11 protein-coding genes are annotated in these 17,848 nt (G+C 62.8%); 2 read left to right on the top strand and 9 right to left on the bottom strand.

The genetic code is table 11. From position 1 onward, the window contains the following. Positions 1–27: 27 nt before the first annotated feature. The 5 genes from I8746_RS05115 to dkgB form a co-directional block, all read right to left on the bottom strand. The gene (locus I8746_RS05115) at positions 28–1,176 is read right to left on the bottom strand and encodes a M14-type cytosolic carboxypeptidase (protein ID WP_221100235.1); all 1,149 of its coding nucleotides are present in this window, start codon (positions 1,174–1,176) and stop codon (positions 28–30) included. 141 nt (positions 1,177–1,317) lie between these two features. Then, positions 1,318–2,091, bottom strand: coding sequence for a helix-turn-helix domain-containing protein (locus tag I8746_RS05110; protein ID WP_012052954.1), 774 nt, complete (start codon positions 2,089–2,091; stop codon positions 1,318–1,320). Between the two features lie 36 nt (positions 2,092–2,127). Beyond that, positions 2,128–3,360, bottom strand: coding sequence for an MFS transporter (locus I8746_RS05105; protein ID WP_012052953.1), 1,233 nt, complete (start codon positions 3,358–3,360; stop codon positions 2,128–2,130). 162 nt (positions 3,361–3,522) lie between these two features. Continuing rightward, positions 3,523–4,695, bottom strand: coding sequence for an MFS transporter (locus tag I8746_RS05100; protein ID WP_409077994.1), 1,173 nt, complete (start codon positions 4,693–4,695; stop codon positions 3,523–3,525). A gap of 20 nt (positions 4,696–4,715) precedes the next feature. Beyond that, a complete protein-coding gene (gene dkgB / locus I8746_RS05095; RefSeq protein ID WP_221100233.1) occupies positions 4,716–5,519 on the bottom strand; it encodes a 2,5-didehydrogluconate reductase DkgB in 804 nt (267 codons plus the stop codon). 204 nt (positions 5,520–5,723) lie between these two features. Between dkgB and I8746_RS05090 the strand changes: the two genes are divergently transcribed. Further along, positions 5,724–9,911, top strand: coding sequence for an NEL-type E3 ubiquitin ligase domain-containing protein (locus I8746_RS05090; protein ID WP_221100232.1), 4,188 nt, complete (start codon positions 5,724–5,726; stop codon positions 9,909–9,911). Between the two features lie 46 nt (positions 9,912–9,957). On the opposite strand, the gene I8746_RS05085 is transcribed toward I8746_RS05090, so the two are convergent. Together I8746_RS05085 and I8746_RS05080 are read right to left on the bottom strand one after the other, a co-directional pair. Next, entirely contained in the window at positions 9,958–10,452 is a 495-nt protein-coding gene (locus tag I8746_RS05085; RefSeq protein ID WP_003250391.1) for a DUF934 domain-containing protein, read from the bottom strand. Beyond that, complete coding sequence (locus I8746_RS05080) at positions 10,436–12,088, bottom strand: nitrite/sulfite reductase (protein WP_012052949.1); 1,653 nt, start codon at positions 12,086–12,088, stop codon at positions 10,436–10,438. Before I8746_RS05080 ends, I8746_RS05085 begins: the two co-directional genes overlap by 17 nt. Positions 12,089–12,301: 213 nt before the next feature. Between I8746_RS05080 and I8746_RS05075 the strand changes: the two genes are divergently transcribed. After that, the gene (locus tag I8746_RS05075; protein ID WP_012052948.1) at positions 12,302–13,378 is read left to right on the top strand and encodes an ABC transporter substrate-binding protein; all 1,077 of its coding nucleotides are present in this window, start codon (positions 12,302–12,304) and stop codon (positions 13,376–13,378) included. A 359-nt stretch (positions 13,379–13,737) separates the two neighbouring features. Here I8746_RS05075 and I8746_RS05070 read toward each other — a convergent pair whose 3' ends face one another. After that, positions 13,738–13,953, bottom strand: coding sequence for a DUF2970 domain-containing protein (locus I8746_RS05070; protein ID WP_004573790.1), 216 nt, complete (start codon positions 13,951–13,953; stop codon positions 13,738–13,740). Between the two features lie 169 nt (positions 13,954–14,122). Further along, a complete protein-coding gene (metH, locus tag I8746_RS05065) occupies positions 14,123–17,830 on the bottom strand; it encodes a methionine synthase (protein ID WP_004573789.1) in 3,708 nt (1,235 codons plus the stop codon). Between the last annotated feature and the right edge of the window lie 18 nt (positions 17,831–17,848).

Here is a 17,848-nt window from a genome sequence, read left to right as displayed (position 1 = left end):
TCCTGCAGGGGCTGCGCAAGGCGAGGTTCAGCGCAAATCGCCAACCATGCTGGCCAAGGTCTCCAGCACCGCCCCGGCCAGTGCCTTCGAGCGCGCCCCCGACCACCCGGTGACTGCATCGGGCGCGTCGTCATGGTCCTTGAACGGCATCTCCAGCGTCAGTGACAGGCAGTCATGGGCCATGCCCACCGCATTGCAGGCCAGCGTCGTGTTCGCCTGTCCGGGTTCGTCACGGGTATAGCCATGCACCGTCTGGAAGTCGCGGGTCAGGCTGCACAAGGTGCTACGGAACTGCTCTTCGAGTTTGGCCAGCCGAGGGGTGTAACCCGGGTTGCCCTCGCATGCAGCCGTGAACACGTGGGGGATTTCTTCGTCACCGTGCACGTCGATGAAGGCATCTACACCGTACTGCTTCATCTGCGCCTGTGCAAAGAACACTTCCGGGCTGAATTCGACGCTGGCGTCCTGCCAGGCGCGGTTGAGGTCCTTGCCCTTGAAGTTGGTGCGCAGGTGGCCGAGGAAGGCGCCGTCGGGGTTCATGTTGGGGATCAGATAAAGGTCGGCCTTGGCCAGCAATTGCTGGACCACCGCGTCGTTGGCCTGCAGGCGGTCGATCACGCCTTCCATGAACCATTCGGCCATGTGTTCGCCCGGGTGCTGCTGGGCAATCAACCACAGCTTGCGCTTGCCTTCGGCACCGTCGCCTGCCCGCAGCAGGGGGATATCGCGGCCCTGGATACTGCGGCCGCTGGCCAGCAACTCGACCCCCGGGAGTTGGCGGGCGCGTTCGATCAGTTGGTTGTGGCGGGCACGCGGGTAGGGCTCGAAATAGGCGAACCAGATCTGGTCCTGTTCAGCCTTGACCTCGAACGATAGCGCCGTACCGTCGAACTGGCTGGGCACGCGGAACCAGCGCTGCTGGTCGTAGCTGGCCACAGCGTTGTAGCCGCTCCACGCGTTCTTGTACGAGGAGCCAGAAGCGTTGTCCAGGCTGAAGCGATGGACCTGCCCCGGTGTGAGCCCGCTGACCTTGAAGTGGAACCACTGGTAGTGGCCGCTGTGGGTGTCCGGGCGAATGGCCAGGTGTACCTGGGCCGGGTTGCTGGCATCCAGTACCTGTATGTTGCCGGAGTCGAAATCGCAGTCGATCTGCAGGGGGGACAGCGTCACGGTCATGTGCCGGGCTCCTTTGCGGGCATTGTTGTAGGGGTACTGTATACGGCTTGGCGGGGATGCTGTGCAAGAACAGGCAGGGCGAGCCGTCAGCGGACAGCCCGTATGCGGCGGGCCAGTGCCGGCAAATGCGTGGACTTCAGGTTATCTGAAGAACTGACTGGGCGTGGTACCGAACTGGCGTTTGAACATGCTGGCGAAGGCACTTGGGCTGTCATAGCCCAAGGCCCCCGCCACATCGATGATTCGCTCGCCCAGGGCAATTCGCTCCAGTGCCTGCATCAGCCGCGCCTGCTGGCGCCACTGGCCAAAGGTCATGCCGGTTTCCTTGCGGAACAACCGCTGGATGGTCTTTTCGTCCACCCCCAGTCGCACGCCCCAGTCGGCAACGGTGGCGTTATCGTCGGGCCGTTCATGCAATGCCGTGCAGATCACCCGCAGGCGCTGGTCTCTGGGTTGCGACAGCTTCAGCGGCAAGGTCGGCAGTACGCAGATTTCGTCGAGGATCAGGCGCATGACTCGGGCTTCGCGCGAGTCCTCGGCAAACGGTGCGGTGAACCCCACCGAGGCCTTGATCAGTTCGCTGAGCAAGGGCGAGATGCTGATGGCCTTGCTCTGCAGGGGCAGGCCGGTTGCCGCGTCGATGCGCACGAACACACTGCGCATCTTCACGTCGCCGACACAGCGAATGGCGTGCACCTGGCCGCAAGGCATCCACACACCGCGGCTGGGTGGCACCGTCCAGCATTCGTTCCCGGACTCGACGATCATCAGGCCTTTGATGGCATAGATCAGTTGATGCTTGGTATGGCTATGGGGCTCGATGAACCAGTCGCTTGGGTAGTCTGTCGCACGGCTACCCACTTCCCAGGTCCATTCATCGACCTCCACCAGCAATTCACGCTGCGGCTTTACCATCGTGACCTCGTATCGAAGCAGCCTGGCAGCGCCACTTTAGCAGCAACGGCCAGGGCGGGCCCGCGAGCGGGTGGCCGGTAGCAAGGCGGTGGCCAACCCGAGCAGCGGCAGGAACGCGATGGCTTGGTACACCCATTCGATGCCATGCCGGTCGGCCAGTGTGCCCAGGCCGGCTGCACCCACGCCGCTGATGCCGAACATCAGCCCGAACATCACCCCCGAAACCATGCCGACCCGGCCCGGCACCGCCTCCTGGGCATACACCACCAGGGCAGCGAATGCCGAGGACATCACCAGGCCGATGGCTACCGCCAGTACGGCTGTCCAGGCGAGGTTGGCATGGGGCAGGGCCAGGGCGAAGGGCGCCACGCCGAGGAACGAGACCCAGATCACGGCCTTGCGCCCGATGCGATCACCCACCGGGCCACCGGCAAAGGTGCCCAGCGCAACGGCTGCGAGGAACACGAACAGGTACAGCTGGCTGTGCTGCACACTCAGGCCGAAATGCTCGATCAGGTAGAAGGTGAAGAAGTTGGTGAACGAAGCGATGTAGACGAACTTGGCGAACATCAGCACGGCGATCACCACCACAGCGCGCCACATGGCACCCCGCGACAGGCCGGGGGCCTGTTGGCCCGCGAAGCGCTTGAGCCGGGCCTGGCCGTGGCGCACGCTCCAGCCCGTCACCCGCAGCAGCACCAGAACGGCCAGCGCAGCGGCCAGCATGAACCAGGCAATGGCCGGTTGGCCGTGCGGAATGATGATGGCGGCGGTGAGCAGTGGGCCGAGGGCCGAGCCGGTATTACCGCCGACCTGGAAGGTTGATTGCGCGGTCCCGAAGCGCCCGCCGGAAGCCATCCTGGCGACCCGCGAGGCCTCTGGGTGAAAGGTGGCCGAACCCACGCCGACCACGGCGGCGGCCACCAGCAGCATTTCATAGCTGCCGGCAAAGGCGAGCAGGGCGATGCCCACCAGCGTCACCACCATGCCGGCAGGCAGCAGGTAGGGTTGTGGGTGCTTGTCGGTGAACATGCCGACCCAAGGTTGCAGCAGGGAAGCGGTCACCTGATACACCAAGGCGATCCAGCCGATCTGGGCAAAGCTCAGCGCGAAATCGCTTTTCAGCATGGGGTAGATCGACGGCAGTACGGCTTGAATCAGGTCGTTGAGCAGGTGGGCGAATGCAGCAGCACCGACGATGCGCACGACAAAGCCCTGAGGCTGGTCGGCAGGCGTGGCGGCGGCTACGGAGGCGGCGGAGGTTGTCATGGGCAAGGTTCTTCTATGGCAAGGGAGCAAGGCGTCGCCGCAGCAGGTTATCCAGTGCCGAGGTTGCCTGTCTCACGCCGAACAGGCAGCCAATGTCGCGTTTCGGGCATCCGTGCCCACAGCCTGACAGGAGAACGGAGGCGCTCCTGCAGATGATTGCCTTCAGGCCATATCGGCTGCGGTCTTGCCGGCGACCTTGTGGCGCCCGCCCAGCCATACCAGCAACAGCCCCGCAGCTGCCAGCACACCTCCGGCCATCGGCACGGCGGCGTAGCCCAGGTTCAGGCTGATAACCGCACCACCCAGCGCCGCGCCCACGGCGTTACCCAGGTTGAACGCACCCACGTTGATCGACGACGCCAGGCCTGGTGCCTCGATGGCGGCAGTCATTACACGCATTTGCAGCGGTGGTACCACGGCGAAGGTGAACATGCCCCAGACCAGCAGGGCGATGGCTGCGCCAAGGTGGCTACCCAGTACCAGGGGCATCGCCAGCATGATCAGCGCCAGCACGGCGAGGAAGATTTTCGCCGCGCCATCCAGTGACCAGTCGGCCAGGCGGCCACCCAGGCTGTTGCCAAGGGTGAAGCCAACCCCGATCAGTACCAGTCCCAAGGTTACGAAGCCGTCCGAGGCACCGGTCAGTTCGGCCAGCACCGGCGCCACGTAGGTGTACAAGGTGAACATGGCACCGGCACCGAGCACGGTGGTGGCCATTGCCAGCAGCACGCTGGGGCGGGCAATGACCGCCAGTTCCTTGCGCACGTGCGGCACGCTGCCGCGTTCACCCTTGGGCAGGGCGTACCAGAGTGCGGCCATGGCCAGCAGGCCAAGTACGGCGGTACCGGCAAATGCCATGCGCCAGCCGATCTGCTGGCCAATCCAGGTGGCGGCCGGCACGCCGCCGATGTTGGCGATGGTCAGGCCCATGAACATGGTGGCCACGGCGCTGGCCTGTTTCTCCTTGGGCACCACGCTGGCTGCCACCACGGCTCCCAGGCCGAAGAACGCACCATGGTTGAGGCTGGTGACCAGTCGCGAAGCGAGCAGGGTGTAGTAGTCCGGCGACAGTGACGACAGCAGGTTGCCAAGGGTGAAGATGGCCATCAGCGCCATCAGCGCAGCGCGCTTCCCAAAGCGGCTGAACAGCAAGGTCATGATCGGCGCGCCGACCATCACGCCAATGGCATAGGCGGTGATCAGCATGCCGGCGCTGGGGATGCTCACCTCCACGCCCTGGGCGATGACTGGCAGTAGCCCCATCGGGGTGAACTCGGTAGTGCCGATGCCAAAGGCGCCAATGGCCAACGCGAAGAGCACGCGGCCGGGTCTCATTGTTTGAGCAGTCATCAGTGTCAGTCCCAGGTTGGCGCCAGGCCGTCAGGGCTGACCTCGCGGCCATTGCGCTCCAGCTTAGCGATGCGTGCCATGTCGTCGCTGTCCAGCGTCAGGCCACGGGCAAGCAGGTTGCTGGCCAGGTTTTCACGCTTGGTCGACGACGGGATCACGGCATAGCCCAATTGCAAGGCCCAGGCCAGGGCAACCTGGGCGACGGTAGCCTTGTGCTTGGCGGCGATCTGGGCCAGCACCGGGTCTTTCAGCACTTTGCCGTAGGCCAGGGTCATGTACGAGGTCACGGTGATCCCTTGTTCCTTGAGGAACGCGGTCAGCGTGCTGTTCTGCAGGTAGGGGCTGAGCTCGATCTGGTTGGTGGCGATTTCCCCTTTGCCGACCACGGCAATGGCTTGCCTGGTCAGCTCGATGTTGAAGTTGGAAATGCCGATCTGGCGAGCCAGGCCTTGCTGCTTGGCGTCGGCCAGGGCCTTCATGTACTCGGGCAGTTCTACGCCATTGCCCGGCGCTGGCCAGTGGATCAGCAGCAGGTCGACGTAGTCGGTGCGCAGCTTCTGCAAGCTGTCACGCAGGCTGGGGATCAGCTTGTCGGCGGCGTAGTTGTCGACCCAGATCTTGGTGGTGATGAACAGCTCGCTGCGCGGCACGCCGCTTTCGGCGATGGCCTGGCCCACTTCGGCTTCGTTCTTGTAGATCTGTGCGGTATCGATGACGCGGTAGCCGACTGCCAGGGCAGACTTGACCGAGTCGATGACGGTTTGGCCGGAGAGGCGGAAGGTGCCGAGGCCGAAGGAAGGAACGCTCATGGGGTTGCTCCTGAATAGGGTGAGGATCATGTGATGGCCAGTGTGCAGGTTTGAACGGCAGCGAATAAGCCGCCATGGCGCCAAAGTCCTTTGACCTGTAGTCACAAATACATTTTCAAGCTGTGCATTCACTACATAAATAGGGCCCGAGGGGACTGGAACCTTGTTCAGCTAGCGCTTTTTTATCAAGCGTTGAGGCTGCCCATGACCCCTTCAGTAATACCCGCCGACTCCATCGATGCGCTGATTGCCCGTCAGCTGCCAGGCTGGCTCAAGCGCGCATCTGCCCAAGAGCTGACAGGCCTGCGCGCCGCTGCTTTGCGCCAACAGCGGGCGCAGGACCACGTCGACGCCTGGTTAGGGGCTGTAACCCCCTTGGATGAGTTCGCCGAGTCGTTGCTCAAACGTGCACCCGAGGCCCATTCGATCAAGCAGGTAGATTTGCGCCAGGCTCAGCTCAGGCTGGTGACCCTGCAGCCAAAACCGTCGATATCACCTGCTTTACCAAGCACGTCAACACGCATCGTCAGCACCCAGACGCTTCTCTCGGCGGCACTGCATAACTTCCACGAAAAGGAAATGCAGCCTGGCTGGTTCGCGGCCGGGTCGCAGTTGGTCACTGCCAGCGGGCACCTGCTGCCGCTAAGTGCGCAAGCCTTTGTCCGCCTTTGCAGAGACATTGATATTGGCAGGCGTTATCAAAGCCATTTGCAATCGAAGCTTGAAGGCGAGGGGGTGGCCGTCGAGAGCACCCTGGAGGAGGCGTTGAGGGCCAACCTGGCGCTTGCTGCAATCGCCGCAAGAATCAAGGGTGAAATCGATGAGCAGACCTGTCAGTGGATCAACCAGGTGGTGGGCACAGCGCCTTTCCAGCCAGCCGACAACGCCGTGTTGAAGTGTCACACCCTGCGGCTGTTGGGCAAGGAGGTCATTGGCGCACTGGTGATCGAAGTGCGTCAGAACGCCCGCCTGCTTGGCGTTATCGCGTGGTTCCCTGAGGACCCGTATGCCCCGGTGAGTTGGCACACCAGCTGGGAGCTGCTGTACATGACCCTTGGCATACGTTTGCGTAATGAAGCGTATCGGCGCTACTTCCAGCGCTTCGTCGCAGAGCGTGATCGCATCGCCTTCTGCGCGGCGCTGAACGCGCTGCTCAGCCACGGTAATACTGTTCTCCCGCTTGAGCTGGATGGCCGCTGTTTTGCGATCGAGGGCGACGTGTTTGTCGCGCTGCGCCAGGCCCGGATCGACAAAATGCTGGATGACGCACGGGTATTGGCCGTTTCGACAGAGGATGAAGATGTCGCCGACCGTCGCGCACGTTTGCAGGGCTATCTGGATTTGGGGTTGAGCGTGGCAGGCCTGGCAGCGCTGTTTGTGCCTGTGTTGGGGCAGGCCCTGCTGGGGCTTACGGTGATGCAACTGGCAGGTGAGGTGTACGAAGGCTACCAGGATTGGCAGTTGGGTGATCGTGACGCCGCATTGGGCCACTTGTTCAACGTGGCCGACACGGTTGTGATGACGGCGGTGACGACGGCCGGAGCGACGGCACTTGGCAAGCTGGCCCAGCGAGTGGCGCAGGTGGATGCCTTGGTGCCGGTAAGCCTGGGCGATGGCCAGTTGCGGCTGTGTGATCCGTCCTTGTCGGGCTATCAGCGTGAGGGCGTCGATCTGATGGTAGGGCAGGCCGTGAATGAAACTGGCCGTTCGCTGAGGCGCCTGCACGATGCTGTGTATGAAGTGAGCGAAGGGGACGATGGCGCATGGCGTATTCATCACCCATCGAGGCCACAGGCCTACGTACCGGTACTTGAGCACAATGGTGCCGGGGGATGGGTGCATGAGTTCGAACAACCGCAGCGCTGGCATGACGCCGCCTACATGGTGCGCCGCCTTGCCAGTCGCACGGCGCAGGTGCCGGATGAGGTGATATCTGTGGCGTTGCAGACCACCGGTCTGGATGCTGATTGCCTGCGCCGTTTGTTATTGGAAAATGCGCCCCCGCCGGCACGCTTGCTCGACGCCATCGAGCGCCAGCAATTGCACCGTGATTTCCCGGCGTTGCGAGGTGAGGCTTTCGAGGAGGTCTTCAACGAGCGACAGATCAGCCCGCAAGCAGCAGACCGGGTCGTGATGCGGGACTTCCCAGGCCTTTCCCCCCGCTGCGCACGGGAAATCGTCGAGGGGGCCAGCAGTGTCGAGATGGAGAGCCTGACTGGCGCAGGCCGGGTGCCCTTGGCCTTGGCGGAACGTGCACGCTGGGCAATACGCGACAGTCGGCTAGACCGTGCCTGCGCAGGGTTGCGCCAGGCCGCGGCAGAAAATGACGATACCGGTAAGCTCGCGCTGGGCCTGCTCGATGCCATCGCCCCCTGGTCGGCTGGGGTCAACGTTGAGCTGCCTGCCGCGGGCAGGGGTGGGTTGCTGCAGACGTTGAGACGGCAACTGGACAGCCGGCAGCGACAATTGCTTGGTATTAGCCAGATGAGGGATGACGCACTGGGTGAGCGGCTTGGGCGTGAGGCACTCGCTGACCGTGAAGCGGCGGCCCGAATGATTGGGCTGGCCCGTGTGGGGCAGGGGATTCGCCCTCCTGTGCGGTTGTTCGATGGGCGTTTGGGCTACCCGCTCAGTGGCCACCTGACAGGCACCCGCCAGGCACTGCGGCGCACGTTGAACCACGTGTTCCCGGTGATGAGCAGTGAGCAGCTGGAGGTCTACCTGCAAGACCTGGCACAGCGGGGGGTGGACCCGTGGAACCATGTCAGCCAACTGTTACAGGCCAAGGTCAGCCTCAAGCAGGCATTGCAAGCCTGGCGAAATGACGCAGGGCTGAACATTGTTCGCCGCCTGCGTCGTATCAAGGTTGCCAGGCGCATTACGGCAAGCTGGCAGCGCTTTACCCCTGGGGAGGTGGCGGGTGACTACCACCTGACCCTCGTGGGTGAGCGGGTGGGTGACCTGCCGGCTTTGCCTGAAAATGTGAGTTTTGACCACATCACGCACCTGACCCTGCGCGATATGCAGCTGACGAGCCTTGATGCGGGCTTTTTTGGTCGCTTCAGCAAGGTGCGCAACCTGGACTTGCGGAACAACCGGCTGACACGCCTTCCTGCAGGTATCGAGCAACTGACCGAATTGAAAAACCTGCGCCTTGGCGGCAACCAGATCGTGCTTTCCAGCGAGGATAACCTGCGTTTGAGCCAGCTTGTGGAACTGCGCCGCCTGGAGCTCAACGGCAACCCGGTCGGTTTGCTGCCACCCTTGGCGTCTTTCCCCCTGCTGCGCCGGCTGTCCTTGCGCAACACCGGGCTGGGCGAACTGCCCGCTGATCTGGCCAGGCACGGTAATCTGGAGTTGCTGGACATGCGTGACAACCAGATCCAGACGCTGCCTGAAGCGTTGTCTTTAGTGCCGCTTCGCCTGTGGCGGGGCCTGGAGCTGCACGACAATCCACTCTCGGACGAAACCCTGCAGCGCTTGCAGTTGGCCAGGGCGTCGGCCGGGGCTGCTGAGCGTCGACGTGCAGCTCATGCCACTTCGATCCCGAACGCTGCAGCCCCTTGGTTTTCAGGGTTCACGCCAGCCCAGCGCGAGGTGCGATTGGCGAGCTGGAACCGCTTGAGCCAGGAAGCCGGGGCGCAGGATCTGTTTCGCTTTTTCTCTGATTTACGGGCCCTGCGTGAATACGACGCACAACCGCGCGACCTTCAGGCGCGGGTGTGGCATATCCTCGAAGCCTGCGAACAGCACGCTGAAGTACGCGCGAGCCTGTTCGAGCAAGTTGCCCGGCCGCGCAGTTGCAGCGACGAGTTGCTGCTGACGCTCAGCGAGCTGGAGGTTGGCGCGCTGGTCGCCAAGGCCGGAACAGCCGGTACCGGGTTGCAGAAAGAGCGGGCGCTGGTCAGGCTGGGGCGTTCGTTGTTCCGCCTGGACAAAGTCAACGCAATTGCCGCGCGGCATATTGCGGATTACTTTTCGAACGATCCCGTAGAGGTTTACCTGACCTATCGCGTCAGGCTGGCGGATAGCCTCGACCTTCCCGTGCAGCCCAGCCATCTTTCGTATGAGAGTTTCAGCGGGGTTGGCCGCGAAGACCTGGACGCCGCGCGCAGCGAGGTGCTGCGGCAGGAAACGCCACAAGCGTTGGCGCAGGCGCTGGCAGATCGATCCTTCTGGCAGGACTACCTGCACGAGCAGCAGGCGGCGCGCTTCAGCCGCCTGGACGAGCCTTTTCAGCAGCGCCTGGATGTGTTGCTGGAACAATCGAAAACGCTGAGCGATGGCGACTATTTTGCCCAGGTCGAGCATATCTGCGCAGCGCGTGAGGTCGCGAAACGGCAGCTTTTGCTTGAATTGAGCCGAGAGGCAATTCAACGCCACGGCCTATGAACGAAACAGCCCGCCGAGAGGCGGGCTGTTCGCTGGGGCGGGACGATCAGCGGCGGCGGAACAGCGGCAGCGGTTCGTCGGTGGCGGCCTGGTAGGTCACCGAGAAGTCCTTCAGGCTTTGCAGCGCGTCTTCCGGGTCCTTGTCGGCACGGATGGCGAAGGCGTCGAAGCCGCAGCGGGCCATGAAGAACAGCTGGTCGCGCAGCACATCGCCGATGGCGCGCAGTTCGCCTTTGAACTTGTAGCGGTCACGCAGCAGGCGCGCATTGGAGTAGCTGCGGCCGTCGGTGAATGCCGGGAAGTTCAGGGCGATGACCTGGAAGTGGTGCACGTCTTCACCGATTTCCTCTGCTTCCTGGTCGCTGTCCAGCCATACACCCAGGCCGCCATCGCGAGCCTTGAGCACATGGGCATGGTCGCGCCACATTTGCAGCGGCACGATGTAGTCGTCGCAGTTGGTCAGCTCGTCGAACGAGGTTTCCTTGGGCAGCAGGTGCCAGGTTTCGTCGACGATCTGGTTGTTCTTAATGATTCGCTGCATAGACGCGTTCCTTGAAGGGGTCGATGCCGATACGCTGGTAGGTGTCGATGAAACGCTCTTCCTCGGTACGTTGCTCGACGTACACGGCGATCAGCTTCTCGATCACATCGGCCATGTCATCCTGCGCGAAGGACGGGCCAAGGATCTTGCCCAGGCTTGCGCCGCGTGCGGCGTTGCCGCCCAGCGACACCTGGTAGAACTCCTCACCCTTCTTGTCCACGCCGAGGATGCCGATGTGGCCCACGTGGTGGTGGCCGCAGGCGTTCATGCAGCCGGAGATGTTCAGGTCGATTTCGCCGATGTCGAACAGGTAGTCCAGGTCGTCGAAGCGGCGCTGGATGGACTCGGCAATCGGGATCGACTTGGCGTTTGCCAGCGAGCAGTAGTCGCCACCCGGGCAGCAGATGATGTCGGTCAGCAGGCCGATGTTCGGGGTAGCGAAGCCGCCTTCGCGCAGTTCAAGCCACAGCGCGTGCAGCTGGCGCTGCTCGACGTCGGCGAGGATGATGTTCTGCTCGTGCGAGGTGCGCAGGAAGCCGAAGCTGTAGCGTTCGGCCAGGTCGGCCACGGCGTCCAGCTGCTTGTCGGTCACGTCGCCCGGGGCAACACCGGTAGGCTTGAGTGACAGGGTAACAGCCACGTAGCCCGGGCGCTTGTGGGCGCGGGTGTTGCGCGAGCGCCAGCGGGCGAACCCTGGGTGCTCGGCATCCAGGGCGGTGTAGTCGACGTTGTCGAGTGCGAGGTACTCGGGGTCGACGAAGTGGCGCGATACGCGTTGCACTTCGGCTTCGGTCAGGGTGGTGGTGCCGCCACGCAGGTGGACCATTTCGGCCTCGACCTTTTCGGCGAACACTTCCGGGGTAAGGGCCTTGACCAGAATCTTGATCCGCGCCTTGTACTTGTTGTCACGGCGACCGTAACGGTTGTACACGCGCAGGATGGCATCGAGGTAGCTGATCAGGTCCTGCCACGGCAGGAACTCGTTGATGAACGAGCCCACCACCGGGGTACGGCCCAGGCCGCCACCGACCAGCACTCGGAAGCCCAGTTCGCCGGCAGCGTTGCGCACGGGCTCAAGGCCAATGTCGTGCACTTCGATGGCGGCGCGGTCTTCCTGCGAACCGTTGATGGCGATCTTGAATTTGCGTGGCAGGTAGGCGAATTCCGGGTGGAAGGTGGTCCACTGACGGACGATTTCACACCACGGGCGCGGGTCGACGATCTCGTCTGCGGCCACACCGGCGAACTGGTCGGTGGTGGTGTTGCGCAGGCAGTTGCCGCTGGTCTGGATCGCGTGCATCTGCACGGTGGCCAGCTCGGCGAGGATGTCGGGGATGTCTTCCAGCGCCGGCCAGTTGAACTGCACGTTCTGGCGGGTGGAAATGTGGGCATAGCCCTTGTCATAGTCGCGAGCGATCTTGGCCAGGGTGCGGACCTGGTTGGCGTTCAGCTGGCCGTACGGCACCGCGACACGCAGCATCGGCGCGAAACGTTGGATGTATAGGCCGTTCTGCAGGCGCAGAGGGCGGAATTCTTCTTCGCTCAGCTCACCGGCCAGGTAGCGGCGGGTCTGATCACGGAACTGCTTGACGCGGTCCTCGATGATCCGCTGATCGTACTCGTCGTATACGTACATAAAAGTCCTGTCTCAGGCATGCAGCTATTCGCGCGCACGGCCGCGCACTCCGGTACGGAGCCGGGGAACGATAGCAGGTTGCGGTTATGCGCTAAAGTGATGTTTTTGCATATGAAAAGAACCAAATGGACTATGTGAGATTGACTGCCATTTGTGCGCGGAGCATCGCCAGGCGTTTATAATCCGGCGTTTGCTTCGCAGAGATGTGACCCCATGCTCAAGGCCCTGTGCCAAAGCTTGTGCCTTGCCTTGCCACTGGTGGCAAATGCGCAACCGGCTTCGGTGGTGTTCCTCAACCCGGGGCTGTCCACCGAGACATTCTGGACCAGCTATACCCGCTTCATGCAGGCCGCTGCGGACGAGCTGGGCATGACCCTGCAGGTGCAATACAGCGAGCGCAGAGCCGACCTGGCACTGACCCAGGCCCGGGCGATCCTGAGCGCGCCGCAGCGGCCGGATTACCTGGTGCTGGTCAACGAGCAGTATGTGGCACCGGAAATCCTGCGGCTGTCGCGTGGCACCGGGGTGAAGCTGCTGCTCGTCAACAATGGCCTGACCGCCAGCCAGCGCCTCAGCATCGAGGCCCAGCCCGACAAGTATGCCGAGCCACTGGGTACCTTGATGAGCAACGACGAGCAGGCAGGCTTCCAGATGTTGCACCTGATGCTCGCGCAGCTGCCTCGCGACGCAGGGCCGGTGGATCTGGTGGCTTTTGCCGGGGTCAAGACCACCCCCGCCTCGCAGTTGCGCGTTGAGGGCATGCGCCGCGCCTTGGCCGATTTCCCTCAGGTGCGCTTGCGGCAAGTGGTATACGGCGGCTGGAACCGCCAGCGCGCCTACGAGCAAGCGAAGCAGTTGCTTGAGCGTTACCCGGCCACCCGGCTGGTGTGGTCGGCCAATGACCAGATGGCTTTTGGTGCCATGCAGGCGTTCGAGGAGGCCGGGTACACGGCGGGTCGTGACGTGCTGTTCGCTGCCGTCAACAGCTCGCCCGAAGCGTTGCGCGCACGTATCGATGGGCGCTTGAGCGTGCTGATGGGTGGGCATTTCACCCTTGGCGGTTGGGCCATGGTGATGCTGCACGATGACGCCCACGGGCTGGCGTTGAACCGCGACGGCCTGCGCGAGCGCCGTGTTCCGGTATTGCAGGAAATCGATCAGGCCAAGGCCAGGCGTTGGCTGAAGCTGTTGGAAAGGGATGACTACGGCGTCGATTTTCGGCGTTACAGTGCTGAAGGGCGCCCGCCCGGTTACCGTTACCCGTTTCTGGCCTCACCGGTCGAATATTGAATGACCCTGCTTGAGGGAAGGGCATTGCTCGTCTTAACTGCTGGTGGTGAAGTGCATTCCCATAACCACTACAAGAGGCAATGCAATGGGAAACTCAACCAAGGTCCGCAAAGCTGACAGCAGCGTCGATGCCTGGGCGATCCTCTGCCTGATCGTTCTGGTGGTGGTCACTGCCGTGTATTGGGTCAGCCACCAGTGACTTGAAACTCAAGACCGTGATGTAGCAGGGCGCCTGTGGGAGGGAATCTCGCAGGCGCTTTAGTATTGCCTGTGCCCGTCTCTTTGCGGTGAACATCTGCCTTGAGAATGGCGCAGTACCGTCGTAGGCGCGGGTTTACCCGCGAAGAAGCCGGCACAGGCTAGCGGGTCAGGTGCAGCGCCAATTGCACCAGGCCGATCAATACCGCAATGAACACCAGGGTGAACAGCGCCCCCAACGCAATGAAGTGGCTGGCCTTGCCGTGGGTGAAGTCGCGTGCGCGGTTTTTGCCGCTTTGCACGCCGAAGGCGGCAGCGAGGATGCTGTGCAGCATCTGCCAGAAGGTCGGGGGTTTGCCCTGGCTGGAATCGTCCATGGTGGCTCCTGGGGAAATCAGAGGCAATCAAGGACAGTGTAGGCAATGGTTGTGAGGTTGCCTGTGCCGGCCTCTTCGCGGGTAAACCCGCTCCTACAGGTAAATCACGGCCCTTGAGGCCTGTTTCATACCTGTGTGGGCGAGCCCGCGAAGAAGCCAGCGCAGTCGTTTAGCTGTCATACCCCAGGTTAGGCGCCAGCCAGCGCTCGCTTACGCTGATATCCTGGCCTTTGCGTGCGCTGTAACGTTCGATCTGGTCCTTGTCGACCTTGCCTACGGCAAAATACTTCGCCTGCGGGTGGGCGAAGTACCAGCCGCTGACCGCCGCCGCCGGGAACATCGCGAAGTGCTCGGTGAGGTACACCCCGCTTGGCCCGGTCTCACCGATGGCGGTGCCATCGAGCAGGCGGAACAGGGTTTCCTTTTCGGTGTGGTCGGGGCAGGCCGGGTAGCCCGGCGCAGGGCGGATGCCGCTGTACTGCTCCTTGATCAGCGCCTCGTTGTCCAGGTGTTCGTCGCGGGCATAGCCCCAGTGCTCTTTACGCACCTGCTCGTGCAGCCATTCGGCACAGGCTTCGGCCAGGCGGTCGGCCAGGGCCTTGACCATGATCGAGCTGTAGTCGTCGCCCTTGTCCTGGTAAGCCTTGGCCACTTCCTCGGCACCGATGCCGGCGGTGGTGATAAAACCACCTACGTAGTCGGTCACGCCGCTGTCTTTCGGTGCGACGAAGTCGGCCAGCGACCAGTTGGGCTTGCCGTCCGGCTTGATGGTCTGCTGGCGCAGGTGGTGCAGGGTGGCCAGTGCCTGGCCGTCTTCGCCGTAGACTTCGATGTCGTCATCGGCCACCTGGTTGGCCGGCCAGAAGCCGAATACCGCGCGGGCGCTGATCAGCTTCTCGTCGATCAGCTTGTCGAGCATCTCGCGGGCATCCTTGTACAGCGCCGTAGCAGCCTCGCCAACCACCTCGTCGGTGAGGATGCGCGGGAACTTGCCGGCCAGGTCCCAGGAGATGAAGAACGGAGTCCAGTCGATGTACTCGGCCAGGGTCCGCAAATCGATGTCTTCCAGCACCTTGACGCCGGTGAAGGAGGGCACCGCTGGCTGGTAGCTGGCCCAGTCGTACTGCGGCTTGGCAGCGATCGCCTGGGCGTAGCTGAGGCGCTCGGTGCGGGCGCTGCGGTTGGCGGTGCGCTCGCGCACGTCCACGTATTCCAGGCGGGTCTTCTCGACGAAGCCCGGCTTGAGTTCCTTGGACAGCAACTGGGTGGCCACGCCGACCGCGCGCGAGGCGTCGGTGACGTAGATGACTGCGTCGTTGCTGTACTTGGGCTCGATCTTGACCGCCGTGTGCGCCTTGGAGGTGGTGGCGCCACCGATCATCAGCGGCAGTTCGAAGCCCTGGCGCTGCATTTCGCGGGCAACGTGGACCATTTCGTCCAGCGACGGGGTAATCAGGCCGGACAGGCCGATGATGTCGCACTTCTGCTCGCGGGCTGTCTGCAGGATCTTCTCCGCCGGCACCATTACGCCAAGGTCGACGATGTCGTATCCGTTACAGCCCAGCACCACGCCGACAATGTTCTTGCCGATGTCGTGCACGTCGCCTTTCACCGTGGCCATCAGGATCTTGCCCTTGGCTTCCGGCTTGTCGCCTTTTTCGGCTTCGATGAAGGGGATCAGGTGAGCAACGGCCTGTTTCATGACGCGGGCCGACTTGACCACCTGCGGCAGGAACATCTTGCCCGCGCCGAACAGGTCGCCGACCACGTTCATGCCGTTCATCAGCGGGCCTTCGATCACTTCGATGGGGCGCGCGCACTGCTGGCGGCATTCTTCGGTGTCTTCGACGATGAACGCGGTGATGCCCTTGACCAGCGCGTGCTCCAGGCGTTTTTCCACCGGCAGCGAGCGCCACTCTTCGTTTTCCACTTCCTTGGTTGCGCCGCCACCCTTGTAGTCGTCGGCGATGGCCAGCAGTGCATCGGTGCCATGCGGGGTGCGGTTGAGCACCACGTCCTCGACCTTCTCACGCAGCTGGGCCGGGATCTCGTCGTAGATCTCCAGCTGGCCGGCGTTGACGATACCCATGGTCAGGCCGTTCTGGATGGCGTGATACAGGAACACCGAGTGGATCGCCTCACGCACCGGGTTGTTGCCTCGGAACGAGAACGACACGTTGGACACGCCACCCGAGCTCAGGGCGTGGGGCAGGTGGTCGCGGATATAGGCACAGGCCTCGATGAAGTCGACGGCGTAGTTGTTGTGCTCTTCGATACCGGTGGCGACGGCGAAGATGTTCGGGTCGAAGATGATGTCTTCTGGCGGGAAGCCCACTTCGTTGACCAGGATGTCATAGCTGCGCTGGCAGATTTCCTTCTTGCGCGCGGCAGTGTCGGCCTGGCCGACTTCGTCGAAAGCCATGACCACCACGGCAGCGCCATAGCGCTTGCACAGGCGGGCGTGGTGCTTGAACTGCTCGACGCCTTCCTTCATGGAAATGGAGTTGACGATGCCCTTGCCCTGGATGCACTTGAGGCCGGCTTCGATCACTTCCCACTTGGACGAGTCGATCATGATCGGTACACGCGAGATGTCCGGCTCACCCGCGATCAGGTTGAGGAACCGGACCATGGCCGCCTGGGAGTCGAGCATCCCTTCGTCCATGTTGATGTCGATTACCTGAGCGCCGGCCTCGACTTGCTGCAGGGCGACTTCCAAGGCTTCGGTATAGTTCTCTTCGCGGATCAGCCGGGCGAATTTGGCGGAACCGGTGATATTGGTGCGCTCACCGACGTTGACGAACAGCGACTGGCGGTCGATGGTGAACGGCTCCAGGCCCGACAGGCGGCAGGCCTTGGCGATTTCCGGGATCTCGCGCGGCTTGTACTTGGCCACGGCTTCGGCAATGGCCTGGATATGGCCTGGGGTGGTGCCGCAGCAACCGCCGATGATGTTGAGGAAACCGCTGGCGGCGAATTCTTCGACCACCGCGGCCATCTCGGCCGGGGTTTCGTCGTACTCACCGAAGGCGTTCGGCAGGCCTGCGTTGGGGTGGGCGGACACGTGGGTGTCGGCCTTGGTGGCCAGCTCTTCCAGATACGGGCGCAGGTCCTTGGCGCCGAGGGCGCAGTTCAGGCCCACGGAAATCGGCTTGGCGTGGCGCACCGAGTTCCAGAACGCTTCGGTGGTCTGCCCCGACAGGGTACGGCCGGAGGCGTCGGTGATGGTGCCGGAGATCATGATCGGCAGTTCGACGTTGTCGTCCTCGAACACTTGCTGCACGGCGAAGATCGCCGCCTTGGCGTTGAGGGTGTCGAAGATGGTTTCGATCAGGATCAGGTCGGCGCCGCCTTCGATCAGGCCGCGGGTGGCCTCGATGTAGTTTTCTACCAACTCGTCGAAGGTGACGTTGCGGAACCCAGGGTCGTTGACGTCCGGGGAAATCGAACAGGTTCGGCTGGTAGGGCCGAGCACGCCGGCAACGAAGCGCGGCTTGTCCGGCGTTTCCAGGGTCTTGGCATCGGCAACCTGGCGAGCGATGCGCGCGCCTTCGACGTTCAGCTCGTAAACCAGCGACTCCATGCCGTAGTCGGCCTGGGAAATCTGCGTGGCGTTGAAGGTGTTGGTTTCGAGAATATCGGCACCGGCATCCAGATAGGCCTTCTCGATGGCGGCGATCACGTCCGGGCGGCTGAGCAGCAACAAGTCGTTGTTACCCTTCACATCGCTTGGCCAATCGGCAAAACGCGTGCCACGATAGTCGTGTTCCTCCAGACGGTAGCTTTGGATCATAGTACCCATGCCGCCGTCGAGGATCAGGATGCGCTCTTTGAGTGCGTTCTGGAGTGCTTGGAGACGAGCGCTGCGGTCGGACATAGGAACTACCTGGTCGGG

Source organism: Pseudomonas sp. USTB-Z, from assembly GCF_019691255.1.
GTDB classification, from domain to species: Bacteria; Pseudomonadota; Gammaproteobacteria; order Pseudomonadales; family Pseudomonadaceae; genus Aquipseudomonas; species Aquipseudomonas alloputida.
Note: the sequence above shows the minus strand (reverse complement) of the source record. Positions and strands in the feature narration are given on the sequence as shown.

Bases quoted from the DNA above. Each gene is read 5' to 3' on its own strand.
- I8746_RS05115 (WP_221100235.1), bottom strand. From the start codon at position 1,176: ATGACCGTGACGCTGTCCCCCCTGCAGATCGACTGCGATTTCGACTCC.
- I8746_RS05075 (WP_012052948.1), top strand. From the start codon at position 12,302: ATGCTCAAGGCCCTGTGCCAAAGCTTGTGCCTTGCCTTGCCACTGGTG.
- I8746_RS05085 (WP_003250391.1), bottom strand. From the start codon at position 10,452: ATGCAGCGAATCATTAAGAACAACCAGATCGTCGACGAAACCTGGCAC.
- I8746_RS05080 (WP_012052949.1), bottom strand. From the start codon at position 12,088: ATGTACGTATACGACGAGTACGATCAGCGGATCATCGAGGACCGCGTC.
- I8746_RS05110 (WP_012052954.1), bottom strand. From the start codon at position 2,091: ATGGTAAAGCCGCAGCGTGAATTGCTGGTGGAGGTCGATGAATGGACC.
- I8746_RS05100 (WP_409077994.1), bottom strand. From the start codon at position 4,695: ATGAGACCCGGCCGCGTGCTCTTCGCGTTGGCCATTGGCGCCTTTGGC.
- metH (WP_004573789.1), bottom strand. From the start codon at position 17,830: ATGTCCGACCGCAGCGCTCGTCTCCAAGCACTCCAGAACGCACTCAAA.
- I8746_RS05070 (WP_004573790.1), bottom strand. From the start codon at position 13,953: ATGGACGATTCCAGCCAGGGCAAACCCCCGACCTTCTGGCAGATGCTG.
- dkgB (WP_221100233.1), bottom strand. From the start codon at position 5,519: ATGAGCGTTCCTTCCTTCGGCCTCGGCACCTTCCGCCTCTCCGGCCAA.
- I8746_RS05105 (WP_012052953.1), bottom strand. From the start codon at position 3,360: ATGACAACCTCCGCCGCCTCCGTAGCCGCCGCCACGCCTGCCGACCAG.
- I8746_RS05090 (WP_221100232.1), top strand. From the start codon at position 5,724: ATGACCCCTTCAGTAATACCCGCCGACTCCATCGATGCGCTGATTGCC.